Consider the following 25,939-nt stretch of genomic DNA (forward strand, 5'->3'; position numbering starts at 1 on the left):
TGTTTCTACCTGCCCTAGAGAGACGAATACTGCTTGCGCAGGCGCTGACGGATCAGCTCTGCCAAGGTATTCATGACAAACGTGAACATCAGCAGCACGAGGGCAGCCAGGAACAGCACGCGGTAATGGCTGCCACCCACTTCCGACTCCGGCATTTCGACGGCGACGTTGGCCGCCAGCGTGCGCATGCCTTCGAAAAGGTTCATGTCCATGATCGGCGTATTGCCGGTGGCCATGAGCACGATCATCGTTTCACCCACGGCGCGACCCATGCCGATCATCAATGCCGAGAAAATCCCTGGGCTGGCGGTCAGGATCACAACACGCGTGAGGGTTTGCCATGGAGTTGCGCCCAACGCCAATGAGCCCAGCGTCAGACCGCGCGGCACGCTGAACACCGCGTCTTCGGCGATGGAGTAGATATTGGGAATGACAGCGAAGCCCATTGCCAGACCAACGACCAGTGCATTGCGCTGATCGTAGGCGATGCCCAGATCGTTGGTGATCCAGGAGCGCATGTCGCCGCCGAAGAACCAGTTCTCCAGGTGCGAGCTCATGCCCAGAGAGACCCAGCCGATCAGCAAAATGACCGGAATCAGGATCGCGCTCTCCCACCCATCAGGCACACGAAGGCGAATCGAATCTGGCAAGCGCGTCCACAAAAACCCTGCCAGCAGGATGCCGATCGGGGTGAAGATCAGCAGACTGAATATGCCTGGCAGATGGCCTTCAAGGTAGGGCGCGAGAAACAAGCCGGCGAAGAAACCCAGGATCACGGTCGGCATCGCTTCCATCAGCTCGATCACCGGCTTGACCTTGCGACGCATGCCCGGGGCCATGAAATACGCGGTGTAGATGGCAGCGGCGACGGCGAGCGGCGCGGCGAGCAGCATGGCGTAGAAGGCAGCCTTGAGCGTGCCGTATGTCAGCGGCGCCAGGCTGAGCTTGGGCTCGAAGTCACTGTTGGAGGCGGTCGACTGCCAGACGTACTTGGGCTCGTCGTAATTCTCGTACCAGACCTTGTCCCAGAGAGCGCTCCAGGACACTTCGGGGTGCGGATTTTTCAGGGTCATCGGCAGCAGTCTGCCGCTGTCTTCGGCAATGATGCGGTCTGCCCGGGGCGACATCCCCATCACGGCAGGGCCGCTGGCGACAGGCTCTACCAACAGCGTGCGATGAGCCGTGCTGTGGAACACGCCGAGCTTGCCGGAGGTGTCCATCGCGATGAAGCCTTTGCGGCGCTGCTCGGCAGTAATCTGCGCGATCGGCGCGCCATTCATCTTGAAGTCACGGATGTGCTGAAGACGCATCTCGCCATCGACATCGCGGGCCATGAACCATTGAGCGATGTTGCCCTTGGAGCTGCCGATCACCAACGATATCCCGCCAACGAGCTGCGCGCTGGCGGTGGTTTCGGCGTTGGCGTCTTCAAGCAGTTTGTAACGGCCGTTTAGCGTTCGGTCGTGAAGGTCGAAGACGTCGGCCTGCGCACGACCGTTGATCACGTACAACCATTGCTGCCGTGGATCGACGTAGATCGCCTTCACCGCGGCCGACAGTTGCGGCAGATCGATACGGGTCAGCTCGCTGGCAGCCTCGCCAGTCATCAGGTTTTCAGCTTGCGTCAGCGCCAGCACGTGCAGCTGGGTGCCCGTAGCACCTGCCAGAATCAGCGTCGAATCGCTGGCGTTGAGGTTGACGTGCTCGAGCGCCCGCCCTTCCTCATCCAGCAACAGCGGCGTGTCGCCATATGGCCAGGTAATGGTCGGTGTAATGGTCTTCTTGTTGCCGGGATAGGTAATGGGATAGGCATGTTTGAACACCAGCACCTGTCCGTTGGACAGGCCCACCGCGATCAGGGGTTTGCCCGGCTGATCCTGAGCGACTGACGTGACACGGGCGCCATCGGGAACCGGCAGCCTGACGCGGGACAATTCATGCCCGTCCTCCAGGGCGAAGAACACTGCCTCGCCGCTGTCCGACACACGCATGCCGACCTGGTTCTGCTCCTCGATGACCAGAACCATGGGTTTGCCGGCAGTCTGCAACCATGCGGGGGTTTGCGCGTCCGCGACCGTCAGCCTGGCCCCTTGAAACAGGGGCGCCACGACGTAAGCGAGATAAAAGAAAATCAGGGTGATTGCGGCCAGCACGGCGAGACCACCCACCAACACGTACCAGCGCGTCAGACGGTCTTTGAGCGCACGAATACGACGCTTGCGTTGCAGCTCGGGCGCGTTGAAATCAATGCGCTCGGGATGGGGTTTTTCGGTCATCGATGAATTGGCCAAATCATTCATGCGCACACCCTAGTCGCTCTGTATGACAAATACATTACAACGTGGTGACGCAAAAAAGCCCGTCGCCTCAGGTGTGTGGCAACGGACTGTTCATTGTCTCGCAAGCCTCGTTCCATAAGGCCTTTCTGGTTTCATGCGGGACGAACCTGTCACCCCGCTCAGGGTTATCTGGCTGCACGGCGCGCAGCCCATTGTTATAGCCCCAGATCAGCCAATGCCTTGCTGACGACCTTGGCTGGTAAAGGAATGTACCCGTCTTTCATGACAACTTCCTGACCTTGTCTGGACAGCATCAGTTTTACGAACTCCGCCTCAAGAGGATTGAGCGGTTTATTGGGCGCCTTGTTGACGTAAACATAAAGGAAGCGCGCCAGTGGATACGTGCCATTGAGCGCATTGGCTTCGTTGTCCTCGACGAACTCGCCACCGGGTTTTTTCGCCAGCGGCACGGTGCGCACGCTGGACGTTTTATAACCAATCCCCGAATAACCGATGCCGTTCAGCGAACTGCTGATCGAGCTGACGACCGAAGCCGAGCCCGGTTGCTCATTGACGTTGGGTTTGAAGTCACCCTTGCACAGCGCTTCTTCTTTGAAATACCCGTAGGTCCCGGACACCGAATTGCGGCCAAACAGCTGGATGGACTTACCCGCAAGGTCACCCGTCACGCCCACGTCGCCCCAGGTCTTCGCATCGAGTTTGGCGCCGCACAAGCGGGTTGCCGAGAAGATCGCATCGACCTGCTGCAGCGTCAGCCCTTTGATCGGGTTGTCCTTATGGACGAACACCGCAAGCGCATCCACCGCAACCGGAATGGCAGTCGGCTTGTACCCATGCTTCTGCTCGAACGCAGACAGCTCGCCGTCTTTCATTTTGCGGCTCATCGGGCCGAGCGTTGCCGTGCCCTCGGTCAGCGCAGGCGGCGCTGTCGAGGAACCGGCAGCCTGAATCTGGATGTTCACGGTGGGGTATTCTTTCTTGTAGGCCTCAGCCCACATCGTCATCAGGTTCGCCAGCGTATCCGAGCCGACGCTGGACAGATTGCCCGACACCCCGCTGGTTTTTTCGTACGCCTTGATCGCCGGATCAACAGCAGCAATCGCTGCCGCGGCGGTAAAGCCAGCAGCGACGAAAGTCAGTGCGGTCATCAAACGCTTGAGTGTCATGCCTTGCTCCTGGCGAGATTAGGGTGCTGGCCGGGGTGATGGCCATGTGACTACTCTATGACTGATGTATGACAAAAAAATGAAAGGCCGCCATCCTTTTCAGGTGGCGGCCTTGATCAGCCATTTAACTGCACTAAAGATTTCAGGCGATTTTATTTTTTAGCAGATACACCCCGATCACCATTCCCAATGCACACAGAATGGCCACATACCAGGCGGGCGCCATCGGGTTCACCTTGTTCATACCCTGTACCACCATCGGGGTCAGTCCGCCGAAGATTGCATAGGCCAGATTGTAGGAAAAGGACAGTCCGGAAAAGCGAACAACTGGTGGGAAGGCTTTGACCATCACGAATGGCACCGCGCCGATGGTGCCAACGAACAGGCCGGTCAGTGCGTAGAGCGGATAGAGCAAGTCTGGATGATCGCCAACGGTGTGATAGAAGGTCCACGACGTGACCAACAGCCCAAGCGAGCCGACCAGGAACACGAGGCCTGCGCCAACACGATCCGCCAGTGCGCCCGCGCCGATGCAGCCCAGGCTCAGCAGGACGATGGCCAGACTGTTGGCCTTCAACGTGACCGCCGGCGCGAAACCGAAGTTGGTTTGCAGCAGCGTCGGCGTCATGAGGATGACCACGACAACGCCCGCCGACAGCAGCCAGGTCAGTGCCATCGACAACACCACAGCACCGCGATGATCACGCAGCACGGCCTTGAGCGGGACTTCTTCAGCCAGTTGTTTGCGCAGTTGCAGCTCAGCGAATACCGGCGTCTCGTGCAACCAGCGGCGCAGGTAAACCGACATCAGACCGAATACACCGCCCAGCAGGAAAGGAATACGCCATGCGTAATCCGAAACCTCAGCCGGTGTATAGATGCTGTTGATCCAGGTGGCGACCAGTGAACCGAGCAGAATGCCGGCAGTCAGTCCGGAAGTGAGGGTACCGCAGGCGTAACCGACGTTACGTGCGGGAACGTGTTCGGAAACGAATACCCACGCACCCGGCACTTCACCTCCGATCGCAGCACCCTGGATGACGCGCATCAATAGCAGCAAAAGCGGTGCGAACATTCCGATCTGTTCGTAGGTCGGCAGCAAGCCCATGATCAGCGTAGGCACTGCCATCAGAAAGATACTGAGCGTGAACATTTTCTTGCGACCCAGCAGATCGCCAAAATGCGCCATGACGATGCCGCCCAGCGGTCGAGCCAGATAACCCGCGGCAAAAATGCCAAACGTTTGCATCAAACGCAGCCATTCCGGCATATCCGCGGGGAAAAACAGCTTGCCCACCACTGCCGCGAAGAACACGAAAATGATGAAATCGTAGAACTCCAGCGCGCCGCCCAGTGCGGACAGCGACAGGGTTTTGTAATCGTTACGGGTCAGTGGGCGCGAGGGTTGCGCAGCACTTGAAGACACAGAGGACATGACAATGACTTCTCTTTTGAGGCTCTCTTGAGACGAATGATCAACAGCGAAAAAGGCCGCGGGTAACGGCTCCATACGCGATTTATCGACTCGACTGTGCAATCGGGCATCAAAATTGCGTACCAATAAAGGCTTAGTGTGCCAAATCGGTTCGGCACGATAGCAAATTGTGTGCAGGTGCACATGGATTGCAATGAGAGAGAGATTAAATGGGAACCCAACGGTCGTGTCTCGGGGCATCGGCCGATATACTTGCCAGCCGCGACTCCACCCATCATTCAGGGAAATTGTGCGAAGCCATTTTTCAACAAGTCGTTTTCGCAGAGTTTCCCTTTTCAACGTAATGAAGACTTGAGAGTCATGGGTCAGAGGGACCCCGGCATGATTGAGCTCGAACAAGAAGATCCTATTCCGCAAGGCGATCTGGCATTGCAGATCACCGCGCTTCCGCGCGAAACCAACGGCTTCGGCGACATTTTTGGTGGCTGGCTGGTGGCCCAGATGGACCTGGCCGGTACAGCCATGGCCAGCAAAGTGGCGGGCGGGCGCGTTGCAACCGTCGCGATCGACCGCATGGCGTTCCTGGTGCCAGTCGCCGTGGGCGCACAACTGTCCTTTTATACCCAGACACTGGAAATCGGCCGCAGCTCGATCCAGATGATGGTGGAGGTTTGGAGCGACGATCCGCTGTCCAGCGAATGGCGCAAAGTCACCGAGGCCGTGTTTGTATTCGTGGCCATCGACGGTAGCGGCCGCACCCGCTCGGTTCCTGCGCGGCGCTGACGGATCACGCTTCAGCAGCGCGGCACTTGGCTTTGGGCATTAAACTCATCAAGCTTGGCACAGTCTGATTCAGTCACTGTCCTTTGAGTGAGAGCCCCTATGCCTACGCCACAAGTCGAATCCATCCAGCTCGGTGAGCTTAATTGCTGGCGAATCAGCCACGGCACGGCCGAACTGGTTGTCGCCCAGCAAGGCGCGCACATCGTCAGCTACCAGGTCGATGGCGATCAGCCTTTGATCTGGTCCAATCCGGGCGCAGTCTTCCACAAAGGTAAGGCGATTCGTGGCGGCATGCCGATTTGCTGGCCTTGGTTCGGCAACTTCCAGCGTAACCCGCAAAGCGTTCAGGCCATGCGCCAGAGTAGCGAACCAGCGAACGCCCACGGTGAGGTCCGCGCGATCGATTGGGAATTGATGGGCATGGGCGAAGACGGCGAAGCGCTGATCGTCGAGTTCATTCAGCCCAAGGCTGAAGGGCAGCTGCCCGGCTGGCCGCACACCGTCGGCCTGAAGCTGCAGATTCGCCTTGATGCAGCACTGAACGTCAGCCTGGTCAGCTTTAACGCGGGCTCCGAAGACGTCACCCTGAGCCAGGCGCTGCACAGTTATTTCGCCATCAGCGACATCAAACAGGTCAGCATCGAAGGCCTGGACGGCGTCAGCTACCTGAACACGCTGGAAAGCTGGGAAAAACAGAATGTGCAGGCAGGTGACATCACCTTCACTGGCGAAACAGACCGCATCTATCAAGACACACCCGACCTGATTTCCATTGTCGATCCCGCGTGGAAACGCCGAATCCAGATTCAAACCATCGGTTCGAACTCTTCGGTGGTATGGAACCCGTGGATCGAGAAAACCAAGACCTTCAGTGACATGGAGGCTGACGGCTGGCAGAACATGGTATGTGTCGAAACCGCGAACGTCATGGGCGACATCGTGACGCTCAAGCCCAACGACATGCATGTGATGAGCGTGAGCATCTGGGCAGAGCCGTTGACAGACGATTGATCAGACGCTGATCAGCTTTGTGGGAGTAAGCGTGCTCACTCCCACAGGTTTGCCCCAGCTGCAACTTCTGCCAGAGAGCGTTACAAATCCGCCTCGGTCACCACTCGCACCTTCGATGCATCCAACGCATAGGCGGCGTCGGCCAGGTCGTTGCTGACCTTTTCGACCTTCAAGGTGCCGATCACCCACAGCGGCGTGTAGATATCGTCGATCTTCAGGCCTTTGGGATATCGAACGAGGACCAGCTGGTTTGGCGGCGGAGGCGGTACGTGGATGCAGGCCCCAGGATAAGGGACCAGAAAAAACAGCGTGCTGTGGCCTTTGGCGTCGGTTTCCAGCGGCACCGGGTAACCGCCCAGACGAATGGTTTTGTCATTCATGGCAGCTACGGTTTTGGTCGAATACATGACCGCAGGCAAGCCCTTGCTCTGTTTCAAACCGCCCTTGCTGTCGAACGTCCCTTGAGCCTCCGGGGAGTTGTGGTCGATTTCGGGCATGGCTTCGAGGGCTTTCTGGTCCGACTTGGGCATCAGCTCCAGCCAGTCGGTTTCAGGCGGTTCAGCGGCGCGTGCCAGTCCACAGACCAGCAGCAGGGAAACGAGAAGAAGGCGACGCATTGAGAGGCTCGGCTGAGGATGATGTGCCGGGCATTCTAGCCCTCCGCGCCGCAATAACGCAGAGGGCCAGCGTCATTTTCATTTCTTTCTGATCAGGCCGTAGATCACCAGCAGCACAATTGCGCCCACCAGCGCGCCGAGGAAGCCAGCACCCTCGCCTGCCTGATAAATACCCAGCGCCTGACCACCATAGGTCGCGACCAGAGAGCCGGCGATACCCAGAATAATGGTCATGATCCAGCCCATGCTGTCGTCGCCCGGTTTCAGAAAACGAGCGAGCAGACCCACGATCAGGCCGATGAAGATGGTTCCAATGATTCCCATGCCATGTCCCTCTGTTTGAATGAATATGCCAAAGCCTGGTCGGCGATCGGCAACACGCTATGAGAGGGGCGCGGGGGAGGAATGGTTCAACGCAATGAACGCGGACTTGCAGGAGTGCGGCTTGCCTGGGCTGCGATAAGGGTCAAACTTGTGGGTGTCTGACCCACCCCTGTCTCGGGCAAGCGCGCTTCTATCATTAGCACTGCGCTGGTCAGTTTTTGATCAGCGCCTCGACCTGCTTCACCTGTTGATCCAGGGTTGCGCGGTCTTTGCTGCGCACGGTCGCGTGACCGACCTTGCGGCCTGTCTTGAACGCCTTGCCGTAGTGATGCAGGTGACAGTCTTCGATGGCGATGACTTTATCCACTGCAGGCACTTCGCCGATGAAATTGAGCATTGCGCTCTCGCCCACCTTGGCCGTCGAGCCCAGCGGCAGGCCAGCCACAGCGCGCAGGTGGTTTTCGAACTGGCTGCATTCGGCGCCTTCAGTGGTCCAGTGCCCAGAGTTATGCACACGTGGGGCAATCTCGTTGGCTTTCAGGCCACCGTCGACTTCGAAGAACTCGAAAGCCAGCACGCCGACGTAGTCCAGCTGCTTGAGCACACGGCCGGCGTAGTCTTCTGCCAATCCCTGCAACGGGTGATCGGTGCTGGCGATGGACAGGCGCAGGATGCCGCTGTCATGGGTGTTGTGCACCAGCGGATAGAAACGGGTCTCGCCATCACGCGCGCGTACGGCGATCAACGAGACTTCGCCGGTGAAGGGCACGAAGCCTTCGAGCAGGCACGGCACGCTGCCCAGCTCGGCGAAGGTGCCGACTACATCTTGCGGCTCGCGCAGGACTTTCTGCCCTTTGCCGTCATAACCCAGTGTGCGGGTTTTCAGCACGGCAGGCAGGCCGATACTGGCCACCGCCGCGTCCAGATCCGCCTGGGACTGGATGTCGGCGAACGCAGGCGTCGGAATGCCCAGGTCCTTGAACATGCTTTTTTCGAACCAGCGATCACGGGCGATACGCAGGGCTTCTGCACTCGGATAGACCGGCACGAACTGCGACAGAAACGCGACCGTTTCAGCCGGCACGCTTTCGAATTCGAAGGTCACCAGATCCACTTCGTCAGCCAGCTGACGCAAATGATCCTGATCGCCGTAATCGGCACGCAGATGCTCACCCAGTGCGGCAGCACAAGCGTCCGGCGCGGGGTCGAGAAAAGCGAAGTTCATTCCCAGCGGTGTGCCCGCCAGAGCCAACATGCGGCCCAACTGGCCGCCACCGATTACGCCGATCTTCATGAAAACCTCAGGCCTCGCGTGGGTCTGGATTGTCCAGAACGCTGTCTGTCTGCTCAGTGCGGAATTTCTTCAGCACCGCGTGGAATTGCGGGTGTTTGGCGCCCAGGATGCTCGCCGAGAGCAGCGCAGCGTTGATTGCGCCTGCCTTGCCGATGGCCAGAGTGGCAACCGGAATGCCTGCTGGCATCTGCACGATCGACAGCAGCGAATCGACGCCCGAGAGCATGGAAGACTGAACCGGAACGCCCAGCACCGGCAGGTGGGTCTTGGCTGCGCACATGCCCGGCAAGTGGGCGGCGCCACCGGCACCGGCGATGATCACCTCGATGCCACGGCCTTCGGCCTCTTCGGCGTACTGGAACAGCAGATCCGGCGTGCGGTGAGCCGAAACCACTTTGACTTCGTACGGAATGCCGAGCTTTTCCAGCATGTCGGCGGTGTGGCTAAGGGTGGACCAATCGGACTTGGAGCCCATGATCACGCCAACCAGTGCGCTCATCGTCGTGCCTCTTCATCGGGCGCCCGCAGGCGCGTCTAAAAACAACAAGCCACGCGGGAGGACCGGCGTGGCTTGTCGTACGAATTATGACCAGTCGAACCGGCCAAAGGCCGCGCAGTATACCGCAAAGAGTGCTGTTTGACAGAACGCTGACGACCTCCTGTCAGCCGATCATCAAGGGCCGGATCCCGCGTATTTACTGACTCTAAGGTCAAACGCCGGGTTGTGATGCGCCGCCCTCAAGCTTGCGCCACAGCAGGCGCACGTTTGCCTTGCGCACGAGCGCGCAGCGATACAGGCGGATCTCCAGTGGCACGTGCCACTGTGGGCCGCCGCAGATCACCAGCTCGCCGCGTTCAAGCTCGGCAGTGACACTGAGTCGGGGCACCCATGCGATACCCAGACCCTGCAGCGCCATGCCCTTCAGGCTGTCGGCCATGGCGGTCTCGTACACCGTCGTGAAGCGCAGCGCGCGCTGACGCAACAGCAAGTTGACCGAACGCCCCAGAAACGCCCCCGCGCTGTAGGCCAGCAGCGGTACGCTCTGTTCGCTTTCCAGGTCGTACAACGGTTGGCCGTCGGCGTCGACCGAGCAGACCGGCAGCATTTCGGTCATGCCAAGGTGCAGCGACGGAAATATTTCGGCGTCCATCTGCAACGCAGCGTCCGGGTCATAGAACGCCAGCATCAGGTCGCAGCCGCCTTCGCGCAGCGCGTGCACCGCGTCGCCAACGTTGGTGGCGACCAGACGGGTCGCAATGTTCAATCCCTCGTTACGCAACTGCGCGATCCACCGCGGGAAGAAGCTCAACGCCAGCGAGTGTGCGGCGGCGATCTGCATGACCTCGCCCTGCCCGCTTTCCAGATGATGCAGGTGGCGCAGCACTTCGCCCAACTGATCGACTACAGTGCGAGCAGTGACCAGAAACAATTGCCCGGCCGCCGTCAGCTCGATCGGAGTGCGCGACCGGTTGACCAGCGTCAGCCCAAGCGCGGCCTCAAGGCTACGAATGCGTCGGCTGAACGCCGGCTGTGTGACGAAGCGCCGCTCTGCCGCCTGGGAGAAGCTGCGGGTCGCGGCCAGTGCGCTGAAATCTTCCAGCCATTTGCTTTCCAGGTTCATCGTGTTCTCCAGAGGCTACCGGTCTCGGCGAGTTTCGCTGCACGCCGTGTCATTCGGTCGGAATGCGCCGGCTGTAGGAGTGAGCTTGCTCGCGATGGATGTCTGCCAGACAACCCACTCGTTGCAGGCAAACAGCAATCGCGAGCAAGCTCACGCCCACAGGACCGCAGAGCATTCTGAATATCCGTTAACACGCTCGTCACAATCCGAACGTCACATCCGCATTATGCCGTTTGCGCATAGGCTAGCGCTTAACAGCATTGGTTCGCAATCGTCCACAGGCCTAGTATTAAAGGCGTTCCGGCTTAGTCCGTGCCTCTCTTGAGACTTTCTCTATCATGTCCTGCGCTGCATCATTTCGCATCGAAAAAGACCTGCTTGGCGTCCTCGAAGTACCCGCTGAAGCGTACTACGGCATTCAGACCCTGCGTGCGGTGAACAACTTTCACCTGTCCGGCGTTCCGCTCTCGCACTATCCCAAGCTGGTCGTGGCACTGGCGATGGTCAAGCAAGCGGCTGCCGATGCGAACCATCAGTTGGGGCATTTGAGCAACGAGAAGCACGCGGCAATCAGCGAAGCATGTGCTCGCCTGATACGGGGCGATTTCCACGAGCAGTTCGTCGTCGACATGATTCAGGGCGGCGCTGGCACCTCGACCAACATGAACGCCAACGAAGTCATCGCCAACATCGCGCTTGAAGCGATGGGCCATGCCAAAGGCGAATACAAATACCTGCACCCCAACAACGACGTGAACATGGCGCAGTCGACCAATGACGCCTACCCGACGGCGATCCGTCTGGGCCTGCTGTTGGGTCACGACGCCTTGCTCGCCAGCCTCGACAGCCTGATTCAGGCATTCGCGGCCAAAGGTCAGGAATTCAACCACGTCCTGAAAATGGGCCGCACCCAGTTGCAGGACGCCGTGCCGATGACGCTGGGCCAAGAATTCCGGGCCTTCGCCACCACGCTGACCGAGGACCTCAACCGCCTGCGCAGTCTGGCCCCTGAATTGCTGACCGAGGTCAACCTGGGCGGTACCGCGATCGGCACGGGCATCAACGCCGACCCTGGTTATCAGCATCTGGCGGTACAGCGTCTGGCGACCATCAGCGGTCAGCCGCTGGTCCCTGCGGCTGACCTGATCGAAGCGACTTCGGACATGGGCGCCTTTGTACTGTTCTCGGGCATGCTCAAGCGCACAGCCGTCAAGCTCTCGAAGATCTGTAACGACCTGCGCCTGCTGTCCAGCGGACCGCGTACCGGTATTAACGAAATCAATCTGCCAGCGCGCCAGCCGGGCAGCTCGATCATGCCGGGCAAGGTCAATCCGGTGATTCCGGAAGCCGTGAACATGTGCGCGTTCGAAATCATGGGTAACGATCTGGCGCTCACTGTCGCAGCCGAAGGCGGCCAGCTGCAGCTGAACGTGATGGAGCCACTGATCGCTTACAAGATCTTTGATTCGATCCGCCTGCTGCAACGCGCCATGGACATGCTGCGCGAACATTGCATCGTCGGCATCACCGCCAACGAAGTCCGTTGCCGTGAACTGGTCGAGCACTCGATTGGCCTGGTCACCGCACTGAACCCTTACATCGGCTATGAAAACGCCACGCGTATCGCCCGCGTTGCCTTGGAAACAGGCCGCGGTGTACTGGAACTGGTGCGTGAAGAAGGCCTGCTCGACGACGTCATGCTCGCCGACATTCTGCGCCCCGAAAACATGATCGCGCCGAGACTGGTGCCTCTGAAGGCCTGATTCCGGACGCTGACGCTTTAACTGCAACACGATCACCAGGCTGAGGGCCTAGACACCCCTCACCCTTTTGAGGGCCGGAAGTAAACACTTCAGGCCCTTTTTTTTGCCCGGAATTGTTCAACTTCACGCGAGTCACAATTGCCTGCGGCCTTCTGAAGGGCAATGTGCGCCCGCAAAGCAGGAAATGGTTTACAGACTCCAATAACGCGCACCGGTATAGTGCGGCCCCTCTAAAAAAGCGAGGAACATTCAATGCTTGAAGTCATCAACGACTTCCTCTCGGGAAAACTGCTCATCGTGCTCATCGTCGGGCTCGGTGGATACTTCACAATTCGCTCGCGCTTCGTTCAGTTACGCCACTTCTTCCACATGTTCGCGGTCTTTCGCGAGAGCCTGCGCAGCAGCTCGGGACAGCTGAGCTCGTTTCAGGCCCTGATGCTCAGCCTGGCCGGGCGCGTCGGCGCGGGCAATATCGCCGGCGTTGGCATTGCGGTCACCCTCGGCGGACCTGGCGCAGTGTTCTGGATGTGGGTCACGGCTCTGGTCGGCATGGCCAGCAGTTTCTTCGAATGTTCCCTCGGCCAGCTGTATAAACGCTGCGACGCAGAAGGCCAGTATCGCGGCGGACCTTCGTATTACATCCAGCACGGGCTGGGCAAACGCTGGCTGGGCATGGTCATGGCTGTCCTGCTGCTGGTGACATTCGGTTTCGCCTTCAATGGCCTGCAGTCCCACGCCGTCACCCACTCGCTCAATGACGCGTTCAAGATTTCCCCGGGCTATGCCGGTATCGGCCTGGCGGTGCTGCTGGGCCTGGTTTTCATCGGCGGTATCAAACGTATCGCGGCGGTGGCCGATCTGCTGGTTCCGATCAAGACGCTGGTCTACATCGCCGTGACGCTCTATGTGATCGGCGTGCAGTTCGAACACGTCCCGCAGATGCTGATGACCATCGTCAAAAGTGCATTCGGGCTAGATGAAGTATTCGGCGGCCTGATCGGCAGCGCTATCGTCATGGGCGTCAAGCGCGGCGTATTCGCCAACGAAGCAGGCCTGGGCAGCGCGCCCAACGTCGCGGCGGTGGCTGAGGTTCAGCATCCGGTTGCGCAAGGTGTGGTTCAAGCGTTCAGCGTGTTCCTCGATACATTCGTGATCTGCACCTGTACCGCTTTACTGATTCTGCTGTCGGGCTTCTACACGCCAGGCTTCGAGGGCGACGGCATCGCGCTGACGCAGAACTCGCTGGCAGCCGTTGTTGGTGACTGGGGCAAGCTGTTCATCAGCGTGGCGCTGGCCTTGTTCGTGTTCACCTCGATCCTCTACAACTACTACCTGGGCGAAAACAGCCTGCGCTTCCTGCTCGGTGAAAACCGCAAGGCGCTGATAGGCTATCGCGCGCTGGTCCTGGCGCTGATCCTGTGGGGTGCGGTCGAGGACCTTGGAACCGTGTTTGCATTCGCCGACATCACGATGACACTGCTTGCGTTCGTCAACCTGATCGCCCTGGCAATGCTGTTCAAAGTCGGTTTGCGTATCCTGCAGGACTACGATGCACAGCGTAAGGCAGGCATCGATACGCCGGTCTTCGATTCCAGTCAGTTCCCGGATCTGGATCTGGACTTGCAAGCCTGGCCCAAGCCCGGCCACGCTCAACCGGTCGCCACGCCTGCGGCTGCGAGCGGCAAGCCGGCCACTGAAACACCTTAATCTGTTGACAGTCAGTCCAGGGAGACAGGCATGAATCGCGAAAAACTCACGGCGGCCCGGCAGGTCATGGTGCTCTACACCGGCGGGACGATCGGCATGCAGGCCAGCGAAAATGGGCTGGCGCCGGCGTCCGGCTTCGAGTCCCGCATGGCCGGACAGCTCGCGGCGTTGCCTGGGCTTACGGTGCCGCAGTGGACTTTTCGCGAAATGTCGCCCCTGATCGACAGCGCCAACATGACGCCTGCCTACTGGCAGCGCCTGCGCGAAGCGGTCGTCGATGCGGTCGACGCTCAGGGCTGCGATGCCGTGCTCGTCCTGCACGGCACCGATACGCTGGCCTACAGCGCGGCCGCCATGAGCTTTCAGCTGTTGGGCCTGACGGCGCCAGTGGTGTTCACCGGGTCCATGTTGCCTGCCGGTGTGGCTGACAGCGATGCATGGGAGAACGTCAACGGCGCGCTGCAAGCATTGGGCAAAGGCCTGACGTCGGGGGTGCACCTGTACTTTCATGGCGAAGTGCTTGAACCCACGCGCTGCGCGAAAATTCGCAGCTTTGGGCGCAATCCCTTCGCGGCACTGAATCGCTCCCGGGGCGGCGAGGCAGTGTCCGCGCTGCCCGCAGCGCTGGACTACCGGCAGCCGAAAACACTGGCAAATGTCGCGGTGCTGCCGCTGTTTCCCGGCATGAGTGCCGCTCAGCTGGACGCGTTGATCGACAGCGGCATCGAGGGTCTGGTCCTGGAATGCTTCGGCAGCGGCACAGGGCCAAGCGACAATCCGGCCTTCCTCGAAAGCCTGCAACGGGCGCATCGTCAAGGCATCGTGGTGGTCGCGATTACTCAGTGTCACGAAGGTGGCGTGGAGCTGGACATCTACGAAGCCGGCAGTCGGCTGCGCGGCGCCGGCGTGTTGTCCGGCGGCGGCATGACGCGCGAAGCCGCGCTCGGCAAACTGCACGCGCTGCTCGGCGCGGGACTGGCCAAAGACGAAATCCGCCGGCTGGTAGAGCTGGATGTCTGTGGTGAACTGCGCTAACGGCGTCAGCGCTCAAAACCAGACGCAGTACCGATCGCGATTCTTTCCGCAGTCTCGCAGTACGATGTCAACCAGCAATGCAATCGCGCATCTGTCCGCATGGGCTGCTGACTCATCTGCGTCCAGATCCGCAGGCCAGCGCCTGCAGATCTGAACGGTCCTTGCGCAATCCCGGCTTATCGCTTTTCCATGGCGTCCTGCAGCATGGAGTTGAGGTTGCCGGAGATGTTTTCACACAGCGCTTTCATCTGGATCTCATGCTCGGAAGCCTTGAACGGGCTTTGCAGATCCGTGCCGATCTTCTCGATGGCCAGCAGCATGAATCCTACGACTGTCGACGCCAGAGGCGTGAACCAGCCCAAGGTCTCAACCAGGCCGATGGGCACGATGATGCAGAACAACGTGATGAACAATCGCGGGAAGGTCACGTACGGGTAAGGCAGCGGTGTGTTTGCGATACGCTCCATGCCGCCCTGGCAATTGGAGATTTCCACGAGTGTGGCTTCAAGCCGCTCCAGGCGAATGCTATCCAGCCGGCCTGCCTTGTATTCGGCAGCGATGATGGCGGCGGATTCATTGAGGATCGAGTTGGGAAAGTTGTTGGTACGCTTGCGTCGTTCGTACTCGTCACGCGGGATCATGGCGGTGATGTCTTCACCGCATTCGCTGCCTTTCAAATGGGCGGACAAGCATTCGACGAAAGCCACATGTCTGCGCAGCAGTACGGCTTTGACCGGATTGAGCTCATCCTCATCGTCGATCAGCGTCAGCACCTGCCGGGCGAAGCTGCGGGAATTATTCACCAGCGCACCCCAAAGCGTGCGCGCTTCCCACCATCGGTTGTACGCGCTGCTGTTGCGAAAACTGGTCAGTACCACAAGCGCCGAACCCAGCAGGGTCAGAGGCATGGAGGGCAAGGTTATCTTGCGCTCCAGGTACAGCATGAAATCAACGGTGACGATGACGTCCCAGATCAGAAGCCAGAACAGTGACCAACCGATGTAGGTGAAAGTCCTGATCATGGCTCGATACTTCCTGATGATCGTTTCCTGCAAAAGCCACCCCCGATACCGGTTCTGAATTGCGGGACGGCAACATGCACAAACCCCAAAGGTTCGAGAACAAATGGACCGGTTGGTTCGCCGTCCAGCTGACAGATTATTCATGGAACGAACGGCGCCTCATCGGGCTCAACACCTATCTGGATGTTCAAGCCCTACGTCACGAGGAGAAAGTTAATGAGCTCGTCTGCCACCTCTCACTCCACCGACCGACCTATCACAGCGCACACCGACCGCGACCAATTGACCATCAATACGATTCGTACCTTGGCGATGGACGCTGTGCAAAAGGCCAACTCCGGTCACCCCGGCACGCCCATGGCCTTGGCGCCAGTAGGCTACACGCTGTGGAAAGATTTCCTGCGTTATCACCCGGAACATCCTGACTGGCCAAACCGCGATCGCTTTGTACTGTCTGTCGGGCATGCCTCGATGCTGCTTTACTCCTTGCTGCACCTGGCCGGGGTGGTGGAGATCGATGCCCACGGCACACCTTCCGGCAAACCTGCCGTCAGTCTCGAAGACATCAAGCTGTTCCGCCAGCTGGACTCCAAAACGCCTGGTCACCCTGAATACCGCATGACCACCGGGGTCGAGACCACCACCGGTCCGCTGGGTCAGGGCTGCGCTAACAGCGTGGGGATGGCCATGGCCGAGCGCTGGTTGGGCGAACGCTTCAACAAACCGGGCACCACGCTGTTCGATTACAACGTTTACGTCCTGTGCGGCGACGGCGACATGATGGAGGGCGTAACGGCAGAGGCGGCTTCGATTGCGGGCCATTTGAAGCTCTCCAACCTTTGCTGGATCTACGACAACAACACCATCAGCATCGAAGGTCACACCGAGCTGGCTTACAGCGACGATGCGCAGAAGCGCTTCGAAGGTTACGGCTGGAAAACCCTTCACGTGAAGGACGCCAACGATGCCGCGGCGCTGGCCGAGGCCATCAGGACATTCCAGCGCACCGACGATGCACCCACGCTGATCGTGGTCGACAGCGTCATCGGCTATGGTTCGCCGAACAAGCACAACACGGCTGCCGCCCATGGCGAACCCTTGGGCGAGGACGAAATCAAGCTGACCAAGAAAGCCTACGGCTGGGATGAAAACAGCAGTTTTCTGGTTCCTGAAGAAGCCCGTCACGTGTTGCGGGACGCATTGCTGGAGCGCAACGGCGGCGACTTCAAGGCCTGGCAGGAGACCTTCGCCCGCTTCGAGAAAGATGATCCGGCGCTGGCCGATGAACTGCAGCGGATGCGTGCCGGGGAGATGCCGGAGGGATGGCGTAACACGGCGGTGAGCTTTGAAGCGGATGCAAAAGGCCAGGCCACACGTGCGTCCGGCGGTAAGGTTCTCAACGGTTTCGCCCAGCAGATTCCGTGGTTGATCGGGGGATCGGCGGACCTTTCTCCGTCCACCAAAACCAATCTCACCTTTGAGGGTGCAGGCAGCTTCGAAGCAGGCAGCTACGGCGGCCGCAACTTGCACTTCGGTGTGCGTGAGCATGCCATGGGTTCGATTGCGAACGGTCTGGCGCTCTCCTACATCCGCCCCTACACCTCAACCTTCCTGGTGTTCAGCGATTACATGAAGCCGCCGATCCGCCTGGCGTCGATCATGGAGCTGCCGGTGGTCTTCGTGTTTACCCACGACTCAATCGGCGTTGGAGAGGACGGTCCCACTCACCAGCCTATCGAGCACCTCACGCAACTGCGTTCCACGCCGGGTCTGGTGACGCTGCGTCCGGGTGACGCCAACGAGACCGCAGAAGCGTGGAAAGTCGCGCTGGCGCAGACGCATCGCCCTTGCAGCCTGATCCTGTCGCGCCAGCCGATGCCAACACTGGATCGCTCGAAGTACGCCAGCGCCGAGAACGTCGCGAAAGGCGCGTATGTATTGGCCGATGCCGTGAAGGACAAAGTGGAGGTGATTCTGATCGCCACTGGCAGTGAGGTCGGCATGACCGTCGAAGCGTTCGAGAAGCTCAAGGCCGAAGGGATTGCCGCGCGCGTCGTGTCGATGCCGAGCTGGGAATTGTTCGAAGATCAGGACAAGTCCTACCGCGACAGCGTCTTCCCGCCGAGCGTTACCGCACGCGTTGTAGTGGAACAGGCTGGACCCGTGGGCTGGGATCGTTACGTGGGCCAGAGCGGCGCGAAGATTGTCATGAACACCTTCGGCGCTTCCGCTCCGATCGACAAGCTGCAGGCGAAATTCGGGTTTACAGCCGAGAACATCGCAAAAGTAGCGAAAGATCAATTGAAGGGTTAATGCGGTTTCTTTGCAGAACCGCGCTCGCCCGCGTTCGCGTTGTGTCAGGCGGGAAACCCGTCATCGACACACCGCCATCGCGGGCAGGCGCGCGCCTGTAGAGATCGCCTTGAACTGAGCTCAGCAGCCCGTCAGCGCAACCGGACGACGCTCGCCTTCAAAGAAGAACGGGCGAATGCGCACGCCCACTGCGTTGCCCGCAAATGCCGCGATCAGCCACAGCCAGCCATGCAGGCTGCCGGATGCGATGCCGCTAAAGTACGCGCCGATGTTGCAGCCGTACGCCAGCCGCGAGCCATAACCGAGCAGCAACCCGCCTAATACCGCCGCGATCAAGGATCGGGTCGGAATCTTCAGGCTTGGCGAGAAACGTCCCGCAAGACCCGCGGCCACTGCCGCACCCAACATGATGCCGATGTCCATGACCGTAGTGATGTCCTCCCACACAGGGGCGGCCAGAGCCTTGGCATTCGCCGGCATCTGCCAGAATACCCAGCTGCCAACGTCCACGCCCATCGCGCTCGCAACCTTCGCGCCCCACAAGGCAAAGGCCGACGTGATGCCCCACGGACGCCCTGCCAGTGCCAGGGTGGCGTAGTTCAACAACGCCAGTGCAATCGCGCCCCATACCAGCGGCCAGGGACCGCGCAGGAAACGGCGCAACCCGACGTGCTCACTGGTGACGGCAGCTTCCAGTTCACCATGGCGGTGCTTTTCTAGCTTCACGGTGATCAGGGCGATCACCGCGAACAGCGCCAGGCTCATAATCAACGCAGGAAACACGCCGAATGTTTTGACGATGGAAGTCGCCGGAAACGACGGCAGCGAAAACCACCAGTCAGCATGATGAGTGGCGATGACCGAGCCGATGATGAAGAACAGCAAGGTCACCAGCATTCGGGCGTTGCCGCCGCCCACCGTAAATAACGTGCCAGACGCGCAGCCACCGCCCATCTGCATGCCGATGCCGAAAATGAACGCGCCGAACACTACCGACACGCCGGCCGGCGCGACCAGTCCAGTGACCGGGTTGCCGAATAACGTGCCCGCGCCCAAGGCTGGGAAGAACAACACGACAGCAATGGCGAGCATGACCATCTGTGCGCGCAGACCGGCGCCACGACGCTCGTTGATGAACACCCGCCACGCCGAGGTGAAACCGAATGCCGCGTGGTACAGGGTCAGGCCCAGTGCCGCACCGACGATCAGCAACAGGACCTGCTTGCCACCCACGGCGGACTGAAGGAACAGCGCACCCACGACAAGCAAGATGAAAGCAATCAACGGCGTGCCGAACTTGCGTTCCGGCGTCGCAGAAAGGGGAAGACTCATGGACGTATCTCAAGGAAGGTTGCAATGGCGCGAGTATACGCCCGTCAATGCGGGGGTTTAAGCAATATGCCCACTGCACAGTCCGACACTCAACGGCTCAATGCACTCGCGGGTCAGTCAATGCGCCAGGCAGATCGGGCATTAATCCCGCCAGACACTGCGAAGCCTTTCAAGCGCCGAAGCAATATCCGCCTCGGGCACCGCCGCAAATCCCAATACTAATCCCGCGCGGTTATCCACAGGCGTTTCTGAGTCGGGCAGCCAATAATCGCTCAACGCCGACACCTCGACCCCCACGCCCTGGGCCTTGGCGATCAGTTCCCGTTCGCGCTCGATGCTGTCGACCTTCACGGACACATGCAGACCCGCCAACGGCTTGGGCATCGGGCCGCAGCCAGGCAAGTCCTGCGGCCATCCAGCAAGCAATGCATCGCGACGATTCAGGGCCGCGCGACGCATGCGGCGGATGTGCCGCTGGAAGTGGCCGGCAGCAACGAATTCGGCCATGACCATCTGCGTGCCAACCTCAGAGTGGCGCATGTCCACGGCGCGCCGCTGGCTGAAAGGCTTGACCAGATTTCGCGGCAGCACCAGATACCCCAGACGCAACGCCGGGAAGGCCACTTTGCCGAACGTGCCGACGTAGAGCACTCGACCGTTCCGATCCAGTGCGGCCAGCGGCGTGAGAGGCGCACCGCTGTAGCGGTATTCACCGTCATAGTCGTCTTCGACGATCCAGCCCTGAGTGCGCTCAGCCCACGCCAATAATTCCAGCCGCCGCGCCAGGCTCATGGTTACACCCAGCGGATACTGATGGGACGGCGTGACGTAGGCGAATCTGCAACTGAGGTCGTCGACATCGGGACTTCGCATGCCGTCGACATCCACCGGCATGCCGCGCAACGTTGCACCCGCCATGGCGAATGCATGGCCGGCGGCCCGGTAACCCGGATTCTCGATCGCGACCGCATCGCCGGGGTTCAACAACAGCTGTGCACAAAGGGTAATTGCCTGCTGCGCACCACTGGTGATCACAATTTGTTCAGGGGTGCACTGTAAGTCACGGGAAGTTCTCAAATAAACAGCGATCAGCTCGCGAAGCCGCCACTCACCCGCCGGGTCTCCGTAACCCAAGTGATTCAGCCCGGGCTTGCGCCAGAAAGCCGCGTGCAGCCTGCTCCATACGTCGAATGGGAACAGGTCGAATGCGGGTACTCCTACTCGGAATGCGCAAGGAAGGCCGGCTTTAGGTACCGTCAGATGATGGGTTTTCAGCCTCTCCATGGAAACACTGTGGATAACTTCACTGGATAAATCACCAGCCATTTCTGCGGATTTTGTGGATAAACCTGTTGATAAGCTTGGTGATAAGCCTGTGGACAGTTTTGTGGATAGTTTTTGCGACTGCGACTTGGCGGCTGTAGATTCTTCCGGCAGAAGCGCGACATAGGTCCCATCACCAATGCGCCCCTGGGTGAAACCCTCCGCGTACAGTTGATCGTATGCGCGCATCACGCTGTTGCGCGAAATCGACAAAGACCCGGCGAGATCACGGCTCGCAGGCAGCCGCGTACCGCTGCTTAAACGGCCATCGAGAATTCGCTGGCGCAGCGCCAGATAGAGCTGACGACTTAGTCCGTGGCGCCGGTCCAGCTCAATGCCAGCGAAGTCGAACGTGAGAGACGGCGTCACATCAGGCATGTCATTGGCTCTATGAAATCGACCATTAATGGCTCTTACATCGAACCAATAGGCTGCCTACGATTAGCTCAGTCGCCAAGGGAAATATCATGTATACGCCCAACTATTTCAAAGACGAGGATCTCGCCAGCCTCCATCGGCAGATCGACAACGCGCGCCTGGCAACCTTGGTCACGTTCGACGAAACCGGGCTGCAGGCCAGCCATATCCCGGTGTTACTGAATGCGGCAGAAGGACCCAACGGCACGGTGTCCGGCCATCTCGCCAGGGCAAACCCGCAGTGGAAAGCCCTCGCTTCAGGCGCCGAAGCGATGCTGATTTTTCAGGGGCCGGACGCCTACATCAGCCCGTCCTTCTACGCCGCCAAAGCCGAGCACGGCAAAGTGGTGCCTACCTGGAATTATGTGGCGATCCATGCGTATGGCCGGCCAGAGGTTTTTTCTGACCCCGAGCGCCTGTTGCGGATCGTGTCCGGCCTGACGGACAAGCACGAAGCGGTGCGGTCCGAGCCTTGGGCGGTCAGCGACGCCCCTGCCGATTACATCCAGAAAATGCTCAGCGGCATCGTTGGCTTTGCCATTCCCATCGAGCGGCTCGAGGGCAAGCGCAAACTCAATCAAAACCGCAGCCCTGAAGACATCGCCGGCGTAAGCCAAGGGCTGGCCGGCAGCCAGGACCCCAATGATCAGGAAATCGCTCGATTGATGAGCCAAGGAGAATCCAGTGTCTGATTTACACATCCGGACGGTGACGGCCGCCGATGAACACGCCTGGCTGCCGCTGTGGGAGGCGTACCTGACGTTCTACAAAACCGAATTGGCCGATGCCGTGACGCAAAGCACCTGGCAGCGGTTTTTGGACAGCAGCGAACCGACTAACGCGGCGCTCGCCTGGCAGGACGGCAAAGCGGTCGGCCTGGTTCACTTCATTTATCACCGCTCTAACTGGAGCATCCACAACGCGTGCTATCTGCAGGACCTGCTGGTGGTGCCGGAGCAGCGTGGCACCGGCGTCGGTCGCAAGCTGATCGAATACGTGTACGCGGTCGCGAGGGCAGCGGGCGCCGATAAGGTTCACTGGCTGACTCATGAGAGCAATGCCACCGCCATACAGCTCTACGAGCGCATCGCCGAGCGTCCAGGTTTCATCCAGTTTCGCAAACCGTTGTAAGGCCCGGGAATCATAAATATGTCGAATCTTGAACACTGGCAATCGGCAAAATTGCCAGACGCACGAACACTGGACGGACGTTTCATTCGTCTTGAAAAGCTCGACGCTGCGCGCCATGGCGACGGGCTCTGGGCAGCGTTGCAAGGCCCTGGCTCAGACGCCAAACTGTGGGATTACCTGGCTGTGGGACCGTTTGCCGAGCGCGCCGTGTTTGGTGATTACTTGTCCGGACTGCAGAACTCTACCGATCCGTGGTTCTACACCGTGATCGATCAGGAAACCGGGACCATCGATGGTTTTCTGAGCCTGATGTCCATTGTCCCCGCCCAAGGCCGTATCGAGATCGGTCACGTGACGTTCGGCGCGTCCATGCAACGCACACCCAAAGGCACCGAGGCGATTTATCTGCTGGCCAAGGAGTCGTTCGCGCTCGGCAACCGTCGGCTCGAATGGAAATGTAACGCTGACAACGCACGCTCGATGAAGGCCGCGCAACGGTTCGGGTTTACCTTCGAGGGCACGTTCCGTCAGCACATGGTGGTCAAAGCGGCAAACCGAGATACGGCGTGGTTCTCGATCATCGACAGCGAGTGGCCGGCATTAGGAAAGGCGTTCAAGGCTTGGCTGGATGTGGATAATTTCAATGATGGCGAGCAGATCAAGACCCTGGCGCAGTTGCGATCGGCGTAGCTTCCGATCTCGCACACGGGTCGGACGATTCCGAAAATCGTGCAGGATGGCCACGCGGAGACGCTTCCGGGCCTACTTTAAGGATGTTCACAGGAAGTGAATGTCCCTACTCATTCAAGGAAGAGTCCCATGCAAGATCTCAATCAATTCCGTGCAACCGCAGCGCCTGAAAATCCATGGCGCGTTCCTGAACCCGTTCTGAAATCGGGCAAGTATGGAAGCATCATCATCGACCGGGGGCAGCTGAAAAAAGCAGTTGCCGGTTCGAATAATCACTACCTTTTTTCCGAGACGGGAGCCGGCGTCCAGTCTCTGGTCATCGTCGGTACCGCCGTGCAAGTCGTCGAGTTCCTGCTCGCCCACCCGCAACGCGGTCTGGAATCGCAGATCAAAACCCTGCCCAAGCTCTACATGGGCATCAGCCCGTACGCGCCCAATCAGCGCTTCTCTGGGGTGTTTCCGGCCAACGAACTGCTGTCCGCCGTCGCAGGCTTTCTCGGAAGCCTGATTCCCGCACCGGACTGGACGAACATCATTGGCGCTCCCGCGCAGCTCGAAGCCCTGAAGAAAGCCATCAACGGGCTGAGTCACTCGGACAAAGCCAAAGGCAAGATGCTCTACGTGAAATTCAGCTACTTGCCTGAAGACCAGATGGTGGAGATCGGCAAGGGCAAAATGTCGTTCAAGGAAGTGCTGCACGTATTTCAGAAACACTACAAGCCGCACTAACAGTCAGCCTGTTCGACAGGCAAAAAAAGGGGAGCAACGAGTGCTCCCCCAGAGGTAAACCTCAGCCTCCTGCGTCAAGGCGCAGGAGGCTGTTCATTTCTTGAGCATCGAGATCAACCTTCGATCTCGACCAGGATTTCGCCTGGATTCACGCGATCGCCTTTGGCGACATGGATCGCCACGACCTTGCCAGCAACCGCTGCCTGCACTTCGGTTTCCATCTTCATCGCCTCGGTGATCAAGACTGCCTGACCTGCTCTGACGGTGTCGCCTTCCTTGACCAGCACCTCGACGATATTGCCAGGCATGGTGGTGCTGACATGGCCCGGTTTGCTTGCCTGCGCACGCTTGCCGATGCCACCGCCGACAAATTCGTTGAGCGGCTCGAACACCACTTCTTCCGGCATGCCATCAATGGAAAGGTAGAAATGACGCTTGCCTTCGGCTTTGACGCCCACGCCAGTGATGTCGACGCGGTAGCTTTCGCCGTGAACGTCAATCACGAACTCGGTCGGCACGCCCTCGCCGCCCGCCTTGGCGACTGTGCCAGGCTCAGGGATCGGCAACAGCGGCTCTGGTGACAAGGTGCCCGCAGCGCGTTCTTCGAGGAACTTGCGCCCAATGTCAGGGAACATGGCATAAGTCAGCACGTCTTCCTCGGATCTTGCCAGCGCGCCGATTTCACCGCGCAACTTGGTCATTTCCGGTTTCAGCAGGTCCGCTGGACGGACGTCGATCAGCTCTTCATTACCGATGGCCTGACGACGCAGCTTTTCGTCCACCTGACCCGGCGCCTTGCCGTAGCCGCCAGTGAGGTAAAGCTTCACTTCATTGGTGATGGTCTTGTAACGCTCGCCCGCCAGCACGTTGAAAAACGCCTGCGTGCCGACGATCTGCGAAGTCGGCGTCACCAGAGGCGGATAACCGAGGTCTTTGCGCACGCGTGGGATTTCAGCCAGCACCTCGCCCATCCGGTTGAGTGCGCCCTGTTCTTTTAGCTGGTTGGCGAGGTTGGAAATCATCCCGCCCGGCACTTGATTGACCTGCACGCGCGTGTCGACGGCGGTGAACTCACTTTCGAACTGATGATATTTCTTACGCACGGCGTAGAAATACAGACCGATTTCCTGCAGCAGTTCCAGGTCCAGCCCCGTGTCGAACTCGCTGCCCTTGAGAGCGGCGACCATCGACTCAGTGCCTGGATGGCTGGTGCCCCACGCAAAGCTGGAGATCGCGGTGTCGATGTGGTCGGCGCCGTTCTCAACAGCCTTCAGCTGGCACATCGCAGCCAGACCGGCCGTGTCGTGAGAGTGAATGAAGACCGGAAGTGACTGCTCGGCTTTGAGCGCCTTGACCAGCTCGCCTGTCGCATAGGGGGTCAGCAGACCGGCCATGTCCTTGATCGCGACGGAGTCGCAGCCCATGGCTTCCATCTGCCGGGCCTGCGCTACGAAGGCCTCGATGGTATGCACCGGGCTGGTCGTGTAAGCGATGGTGCCTTGAGCATGCTTGCCCGCCGCTTTCACCGCCTCGATAGCAACGCGCAGGTTACGCACGTCATTCATGGCATCGAAGATGCGGAACACATCGATGCCGTTGACCGCAGCCTTGGCGACGAACGCTTTCACCACATCGTCGCTGTAATGGCGATATCCCAACAGGTTCTGACCCCGCAGCAGCATCTGCAGACGGGTGTTCGGCAGCGCGGCGCGCAGCTGACGCAGGCGCTCCCAAGGGTCTTCCTTCAGAAAACGTACGCAAGCATCGAATGTCGCGCCGCCCCAGACCTCCAGCGACCAGTAGCCGACTTTGTCGAGCTTCTCGCAGATCGGCAGCATGTCCTCGGTGCGCATGCGGGTGGCCAGCAGCGATTGGTGGGCGTCGCGCAGGATGGTGTCAGTAACGAAGATCTTCTTGGACATTTA

At 59.6% G+C, this 25,939-nt stretch carries 22 protein-coding genes; 10 read left to right on the forward strand and 12 right to left on the reverse strand.

What is annotated here, in order from left to right:
- Positions 1 to 14 precede the first annotated feature (14 nt).
- The 3 genes from BMZ10_RS20195 to BMZ10_RS20205 all read right to left on the reverse strand — a co-directional run bounded on the left by BMZ10_RS20195 (position 15) and on the right by BMZ10_RS20205 (position 4,901).
- Positions 15 to 2,300 (reverse strand): ABC transporter permease subunit, encoded by a 2,286-nt coding sequence (locus BMZ10_RS20195; RefSeq protein WP_093466331.1) that lies wholly within the window; start codon positions 2,298 to 2,300, stop codon positions 15 to 17.
- Between the two features lie 194 nt (positions 2,301 to 2,494).
- Positions 2,495 to 3,466, reverse strand: coding sequence for a phosphate ABC transporter substrate-binding protein PstS family protein (locus BMZ10_RS20200; protein WP_093466333.1), 972 nt, complete (start codon positions 3,464 to 3,466; stop codon positions 2,495 to 2,497).
- A gap of 142 nt (positions 3,467 to 3,608) precedes the next feature.
- The gene (locus BMZ10_RS20205) at positions 3,609 to 4,901 is read right to left on the reverse strand and encodes an MFS transporter (protein WP_093466335.1); all 1,293 of its coding nucleotides are present in this window, start codon (positions 4,899 to 4,901) and stop codon (positions 3,609 to 3,611) included.
- A 381-nt stretch (positions 4,902 to 5,282) separates the two neighbouring features.
- On the opposite strand from BMZ10_RS20205, the gene BMZ10_RS20210 reads away from it, so the two are divergent.
- Both BMZ10_RS20210 and BMZ10_RS20215 read left to right on the forward strand, forming a co-directional pair.
- Complete coding sequence (locus BMZ10_RS20210) at positions 5,283 to 5,684, forward strand: acyl-CoA thioesterase (protein ID WP_093466337.1); 402 nt, start codon at positions 5,283 to 5,285, stop codon at positions 5,682 to 5,684.
- 99 nt (positions 5,685 to 5,783) lie between these two features.
- The gene (locus BMZ10_RS20215) at positions 5,784 to 6,695 is read left to right on the forward strand and encodes a D-hexose-6-phosphate mutarotase (protein ID WP_093466339.1); all 912 of its coding nucleotides are present in this window, start codon (positions 5,784 to 5,786) and stop codon (positions 6,693 to 6,695) included.
- An 80-nt stretch (positions 6,696 to 6,775) separates the two neighbouring features.
- Here the strand turns inward: BMZ10_RS20215 and BMZ10_RS20220 are convergent, their stop codons facing one another.
- From BMZ10_RS20220 to BMZ10_RS20240, 5 genes are all read right to left on the reverse strand, one after another.
- On the reverse strand, positions 6,776 to 7,312 hold the full coding sequence (locus BMZ10_RS20220) for a DUF3299 domain-containing protein (RefSeq protein WP_093466341.1): 537 nt from the start codon (positions 7,310 to 7,312) through the stop codon (positions 6,776 to 6,778).
- 78 nt (positions 7,313 to 7,390) lie between these two features.
- Complete coding sequence (locus tag BMZ10_RS20225) at positions 7,391 to 7,636, reverse strand: GlsB/YeaQ/YmgE family stress response membrane protein (protein WP_093466343.1); 246 nt, start codon at positions 7,634 to 7,636, stop codon at positions 7,391 to 7,393.
- Positions 7,637 to 7,847: 211 nt separating this feature from the next.
- Positions 7,848 to 8,930: a 5-(carboxyamino)imidazole ribonucleotide synthase gene (locus BMZ10_RS20230; RefSeq protein WP_093466345.1), complete on the reverse strand. Its 1,083-nt coding sequence runs from the start codon at positions 8,928 to 8,930 to the stop codon at positions 7,848 to 7,850.
- Positions 8,931 to 8,937: 7 nt separating this feature from the next.
- Entirely contained in the window at positions 8,938 to 9,429 is a 492-nt protein-coding gene (gene purE / locus BMZ10_RS20235; RefSeq protein WP_074754780.1) for a 5-(carboxyamino)imidazole ribonucleotide mutase, read from the reverse strand.
- A gap of 211 nt (positions 9,430 to 9,640) precedes the next feature.
- Entirely contained in the window at positions 9,641 to 10,552 is a 912-nt protein-coding gene (locus tag BMZ10_RS20240) for a LysR substrate-binding domain-containing protein (RefSeq protein ID WP_093466347.1), read from the reverse strand.
- Positions 10,553 to 10,890: 338 nt separating this feature from the next.
- Between BMZ10_RS20240 and BMZ10_RS20245 the strand changes: the two genes are divergently transcribed.
- From BMZ10_RS20245 to BMZ10_RS20255, 3 genes are all read left to right on the forward strand, one after another.
- Positions 10,891 to 12,315 carry an aspartate ammonia-lyase gene (locus BMZ10_RS20245; RefSeq protein ID WP_093466349.1) on the forward strand — a complete coding sequence of 475 codons (1,425 nt, stop codon included), beginning with the start codon at positions 10,891 to 10,893 and terminating at the stop codon, positions 12,313 to 12,315.
- 252 nt (positions 12,316 to 12,567) lie between these two features.
- Positions 12,568 to 14,022 (forward strand): alanine/glycine:cation symporter family protein, encoded by a 1,455-nt coding sequence (locus BMZ10_RS20250; protein ID WP_093466352.1) that lies wholly within the window; start codon positions 12,568 to 12,570, stop codon positions 14,020 to 14,022.
- Positions 14,023 to 14,052: 30 nt separating this feature from the next.
- A complete protein-coding gene (locus tag BMZ10_RS20255) occupies positions 14,053 to 15,057 on the forward strand; it encodes an asparaginase (RefSeq protein ID WP_093466355.1) in 1,005 nt (334 codons plus the stop codon).
- Between the two features lie 176 nt (positions 15,058 to 15,233).
- Here the strand turns inward: BMZ10_RS20255 and BMZ10_RS20260 are convergent, their stop codons facing one another.
- Positions 15,234 to 16,112 carry a bestrophin family protein gene (locus tag BMZ10_RS20260; protein ID WP_093466358.1) on the reverse strand — a complete coding sequence of 293 codons (879 nt, stop codon included), beginning with the start codon at positions 16,110 to 16,112 and terminating at the stop codon, positions 15,234 to 15,236.
- A 183-nt stretch (positions 16,113 to 16,295) separates the two neighbouring features.
- Between BMZ10_RS20260 and tkt the strand changes: the two genes are divergently transcribed.
- Positions 16,296 to 18,392, forward strand: coding sequence for a transketolase (tkt, locus tag BMZ10_RS20265; RefSeq protein WP_093466361.1), 2,097 nt, complete (start codon positions 16,296 to 16,298; stop codon positions 18,390 to 18,392).
- Positions 18,393 to 18,512: 120 nt separating this feature from the next.
- On the opposite strand, the gene BMZ10_RS20270 is transcribed toward tkt, so the two are convergent.
- Positions 18,513 to 19,724 carry a YeeE/YedE family protein gene (locus tag BMZ10_RS20270; protein ID WP_093466364.1) on the reverse strand — a complete coding sequence of 404 codons (1,212 nt, stop codon included), beginning with the start codon at positions 19,722 to 19,724 and terminating at the stop codon, positions 18,513 to 18,515.
- A gap of 141 nt (positions 19,725 to 19,865) precedes the next feature.
- A complete protein-coding gene (locus BMZ10_RS20275; RefSeq protein WP_093466367.1) occupies positions 19,866 to 21,425 on the reverse strand; it encodes a MocR-like pyridoxine biosynthesis transcription factor PdxR in 1,560 nt (519 codons plus the stop codon).
- 89 nt (positions 21,426 to 21,514) lie between these two features.
- Between BMZ10_RS20275 and BMZ10_RS20280 the strand changes: the two genes are divergently transcribed.
- The 4 genes from BMZ10_RS20280 (at position 21,515) to BMZ10_RS20295 (ending at position 24,014) form a co-directional block, all read left to right on the forward strand.
- A complete protein-coding gene (locus BMZ10_RS20280; protein ID WP_093466370.1) occupies positions 21,515 to 22,156 on the forward strand; it encodes an FMN-binding negative transcriptional regulator in 642 nt (213 codons plus the stop codon).
- Complete coding sequence (locus BMZ10_RS20285; RefSeq protein WP_093466373.1) at positions 22,149 to 22,595, forward strand: GNAT family N-acetyltransferase; 447 nt, start codon at positions 22,149 to 22,151, stop codon at positions 22,593 to 22,595. The genes BMZ10_RS20280 and BMZ10_RS20285 overlap by 8 nt, the downstream gene beginning before the upstream one ends.
- Before the next feature lie 18 nt (positions 22,596 to 22,613).
- Positions 22,614 to 23,285 carry a GNAT family N-acetyltransferase gene (locus BMZ10_RS20290; protein ID WP_093466376.1) on the forward strand — a complete coding sequence of 224 codons (672 nt, stop codon included), beginning with the start codon at positions 22,614 to 22,616 and terminating at the stop codon, positions 23,283 to 23,285.
- Between the two features lie 129 nt (positions 23,286 to 23,414).
- Positions 23,415 to 24,014, forward strand: coding sequence for a hypothetical protein (locus tag BMZ10_RS20295; protein ID WP_093466379.1), 600 nt, complete (start codon positions 23,415 to 23,417; stop codon positions 24,012 to 24,014).
- 113 nt (positions 24,015 to 24,127) lie between these two features.
- Here the strand turns inward: BMZ10_RS20295 and oadA are convergent, their stop codons facing one another.
- The gene (oadA, locus tag BMZ10_RS20300) at positions 24,128 to 25,936 is read right to left on the reverse strand and encodes a sodium-extruding oxaloacetate decarboxylase subunit alpha (RefSeq protein WP_093466382.1); all 1,809 of its coding nucleotides are present in this window, start codon (positions 25,934 to 25,936) and stop codon (positions 24,128 to 24,130) included.
- Between the last annotated feature and the right edge of the window lie 3 nt (positions 25,937 to 25,939).

The sequence above is a fragment of the Pseudomonas sp. NFR16 genome, assembly GCF_900108875.1.
Classification (GTDB): Bacteria; Pseudomonadota; Gammaproteobacteria; order Pseudomonadales; family Pseudomonadaceae; genus Aquipseudomonas.

Coding starts and splice junctions, on each gene's coding strand:
- BMZ10_RS20255 (WP_093466355.1), top strand. CDS start 14,053: ATGAATCGCGAAAAACTCACGGCGGCCCGGCAGGTCATGGTGCTCTAC.
- BMZ10_RS20290 (WP_093466376.1), top strand. CDS start 22,614: ATGTCGAATCTTGAACACTGGCAATCGGCAAAATTGCCAGACGCACGA.
- BMZ10_RS20215 (WP_093466339.1), top strand. CDS start 5,784: ATGCCTACGCCACAAGTCGAATCCATCCAGCTCGGTGAGCTTAATTGC.
- BMZ10_RS20230 (WP_093466345.1), bottom strand. CDS start 8,930: ATGAAGATCGGCGTAATCGGTGGCGGCCAGTTGGGCCGCATGTTGGCT.
- BMZ10_RS20220 (WP_093466341.1), bottom strand. CDS start 7,312: ATGCGTCGCCTTCTTCTCGTTTCCCTGCTGCTGGTCTGTGGACTGGCA.
- BMZ10_RS20280 (WP_093466370.1), top strand. CDS start 21,515: ATGTATACGCCCAACTATTTCAAAGACGAGGATCTCGCCAGCCTCCAT.
- tkt (WP_093466361.1), top strand. CDS start 16,296: ATGAGCTCGTCTGCCACCTCTCACTCCACCGACCGACCTATCACAGCG.
- oadA (WP_093466382.1), bottom strand. CDS start 25,936: ATGTCCAAGAAGATCTTCGTTACTGACACCATCCTGCGCGACGCCCAC.
- purE (WP_074754780.1), bottom strand. CDS start 9,429: ATGAGCGCACTGGTTGGCGTGATCATGGGCTCCAAGTCCGATTGGTCC.
- BMZ10_RS20270 (WP_093466364.1), bottom strand. CDS start 19,724: ATGAGTCTTCCCCTTTCTGCGACGCCGGAACGCAAGTTCGGCACGCCG.
- BMZ10_RS20195 (WP_093466331.1), bottom strand. CDS start 2,300: ATGAATGATTTGGCCAATTCATCGATGACCGAAAAACCCCATCCCGAG.
- BMZ10_RS20205 (WP_093466335.1), bottom strand. CDS start 4,901: ATGTCCTCTGTGTCTTCAAGTGCTGCGCAACCCTCGCGCCCACTGACC.
- BMZ10_RS20225 (WP_093466343.1), bottom strand. CDS start 7,636: ATGGGAATCATTGGAACCATCTTCATCGGCCTGATCGTGGGTCTGCTC.
- BMZ10_RS20240 (WP_093466347.1), bottom strand. CDS start 10,552: ATGAACCTGGAAAGCAAATGGCTGGAAGATTTCAGCGCACTGGCCGCG.
- BMZ10_RS20210 (WP_093466337.1), top strand. CDS start 5,283: ATGATTGAGCTCGAACAAGAAGATCCTATTCCGCAAGGCGATCTGGCA.
- BMZ10_RS20200 (WP_093466333.1), bottom strand. CDS start 3,466: ATGACACTCAAGCGTTTGATGACCGCACTGACTTTCGTCGCTGCTGGC.
- BMZ10_RS20250 (WP_093466352.1), top strand. CDS start 12,568: ATGCTTGAAGTCATCAACGACTTCCTCTCGGGAAAACTGCTCATCGTG.
- BMZ10_RS20275 (WP_093466367.1), bottom strand. CDS start 21,425: ATGCCTGATGTGACGCCGTCTCTCACGTTCGACTTCGCTGGCATTGAG.
- BMZ10_RS20295 (WP_093466379.1), top strand. CDS start 23,415: ATGCAAGATCTCAATCAATTCCGTGCAACCGCAGCGCCTGAAAATCCA.
- BMZ10_RS20245 (WP_093466349.1), top strand. CDS start 10,891: ATGTCCTGCGCTGCATCATTTCGCATCGAAAAAGACCTGCTTGGCGTC.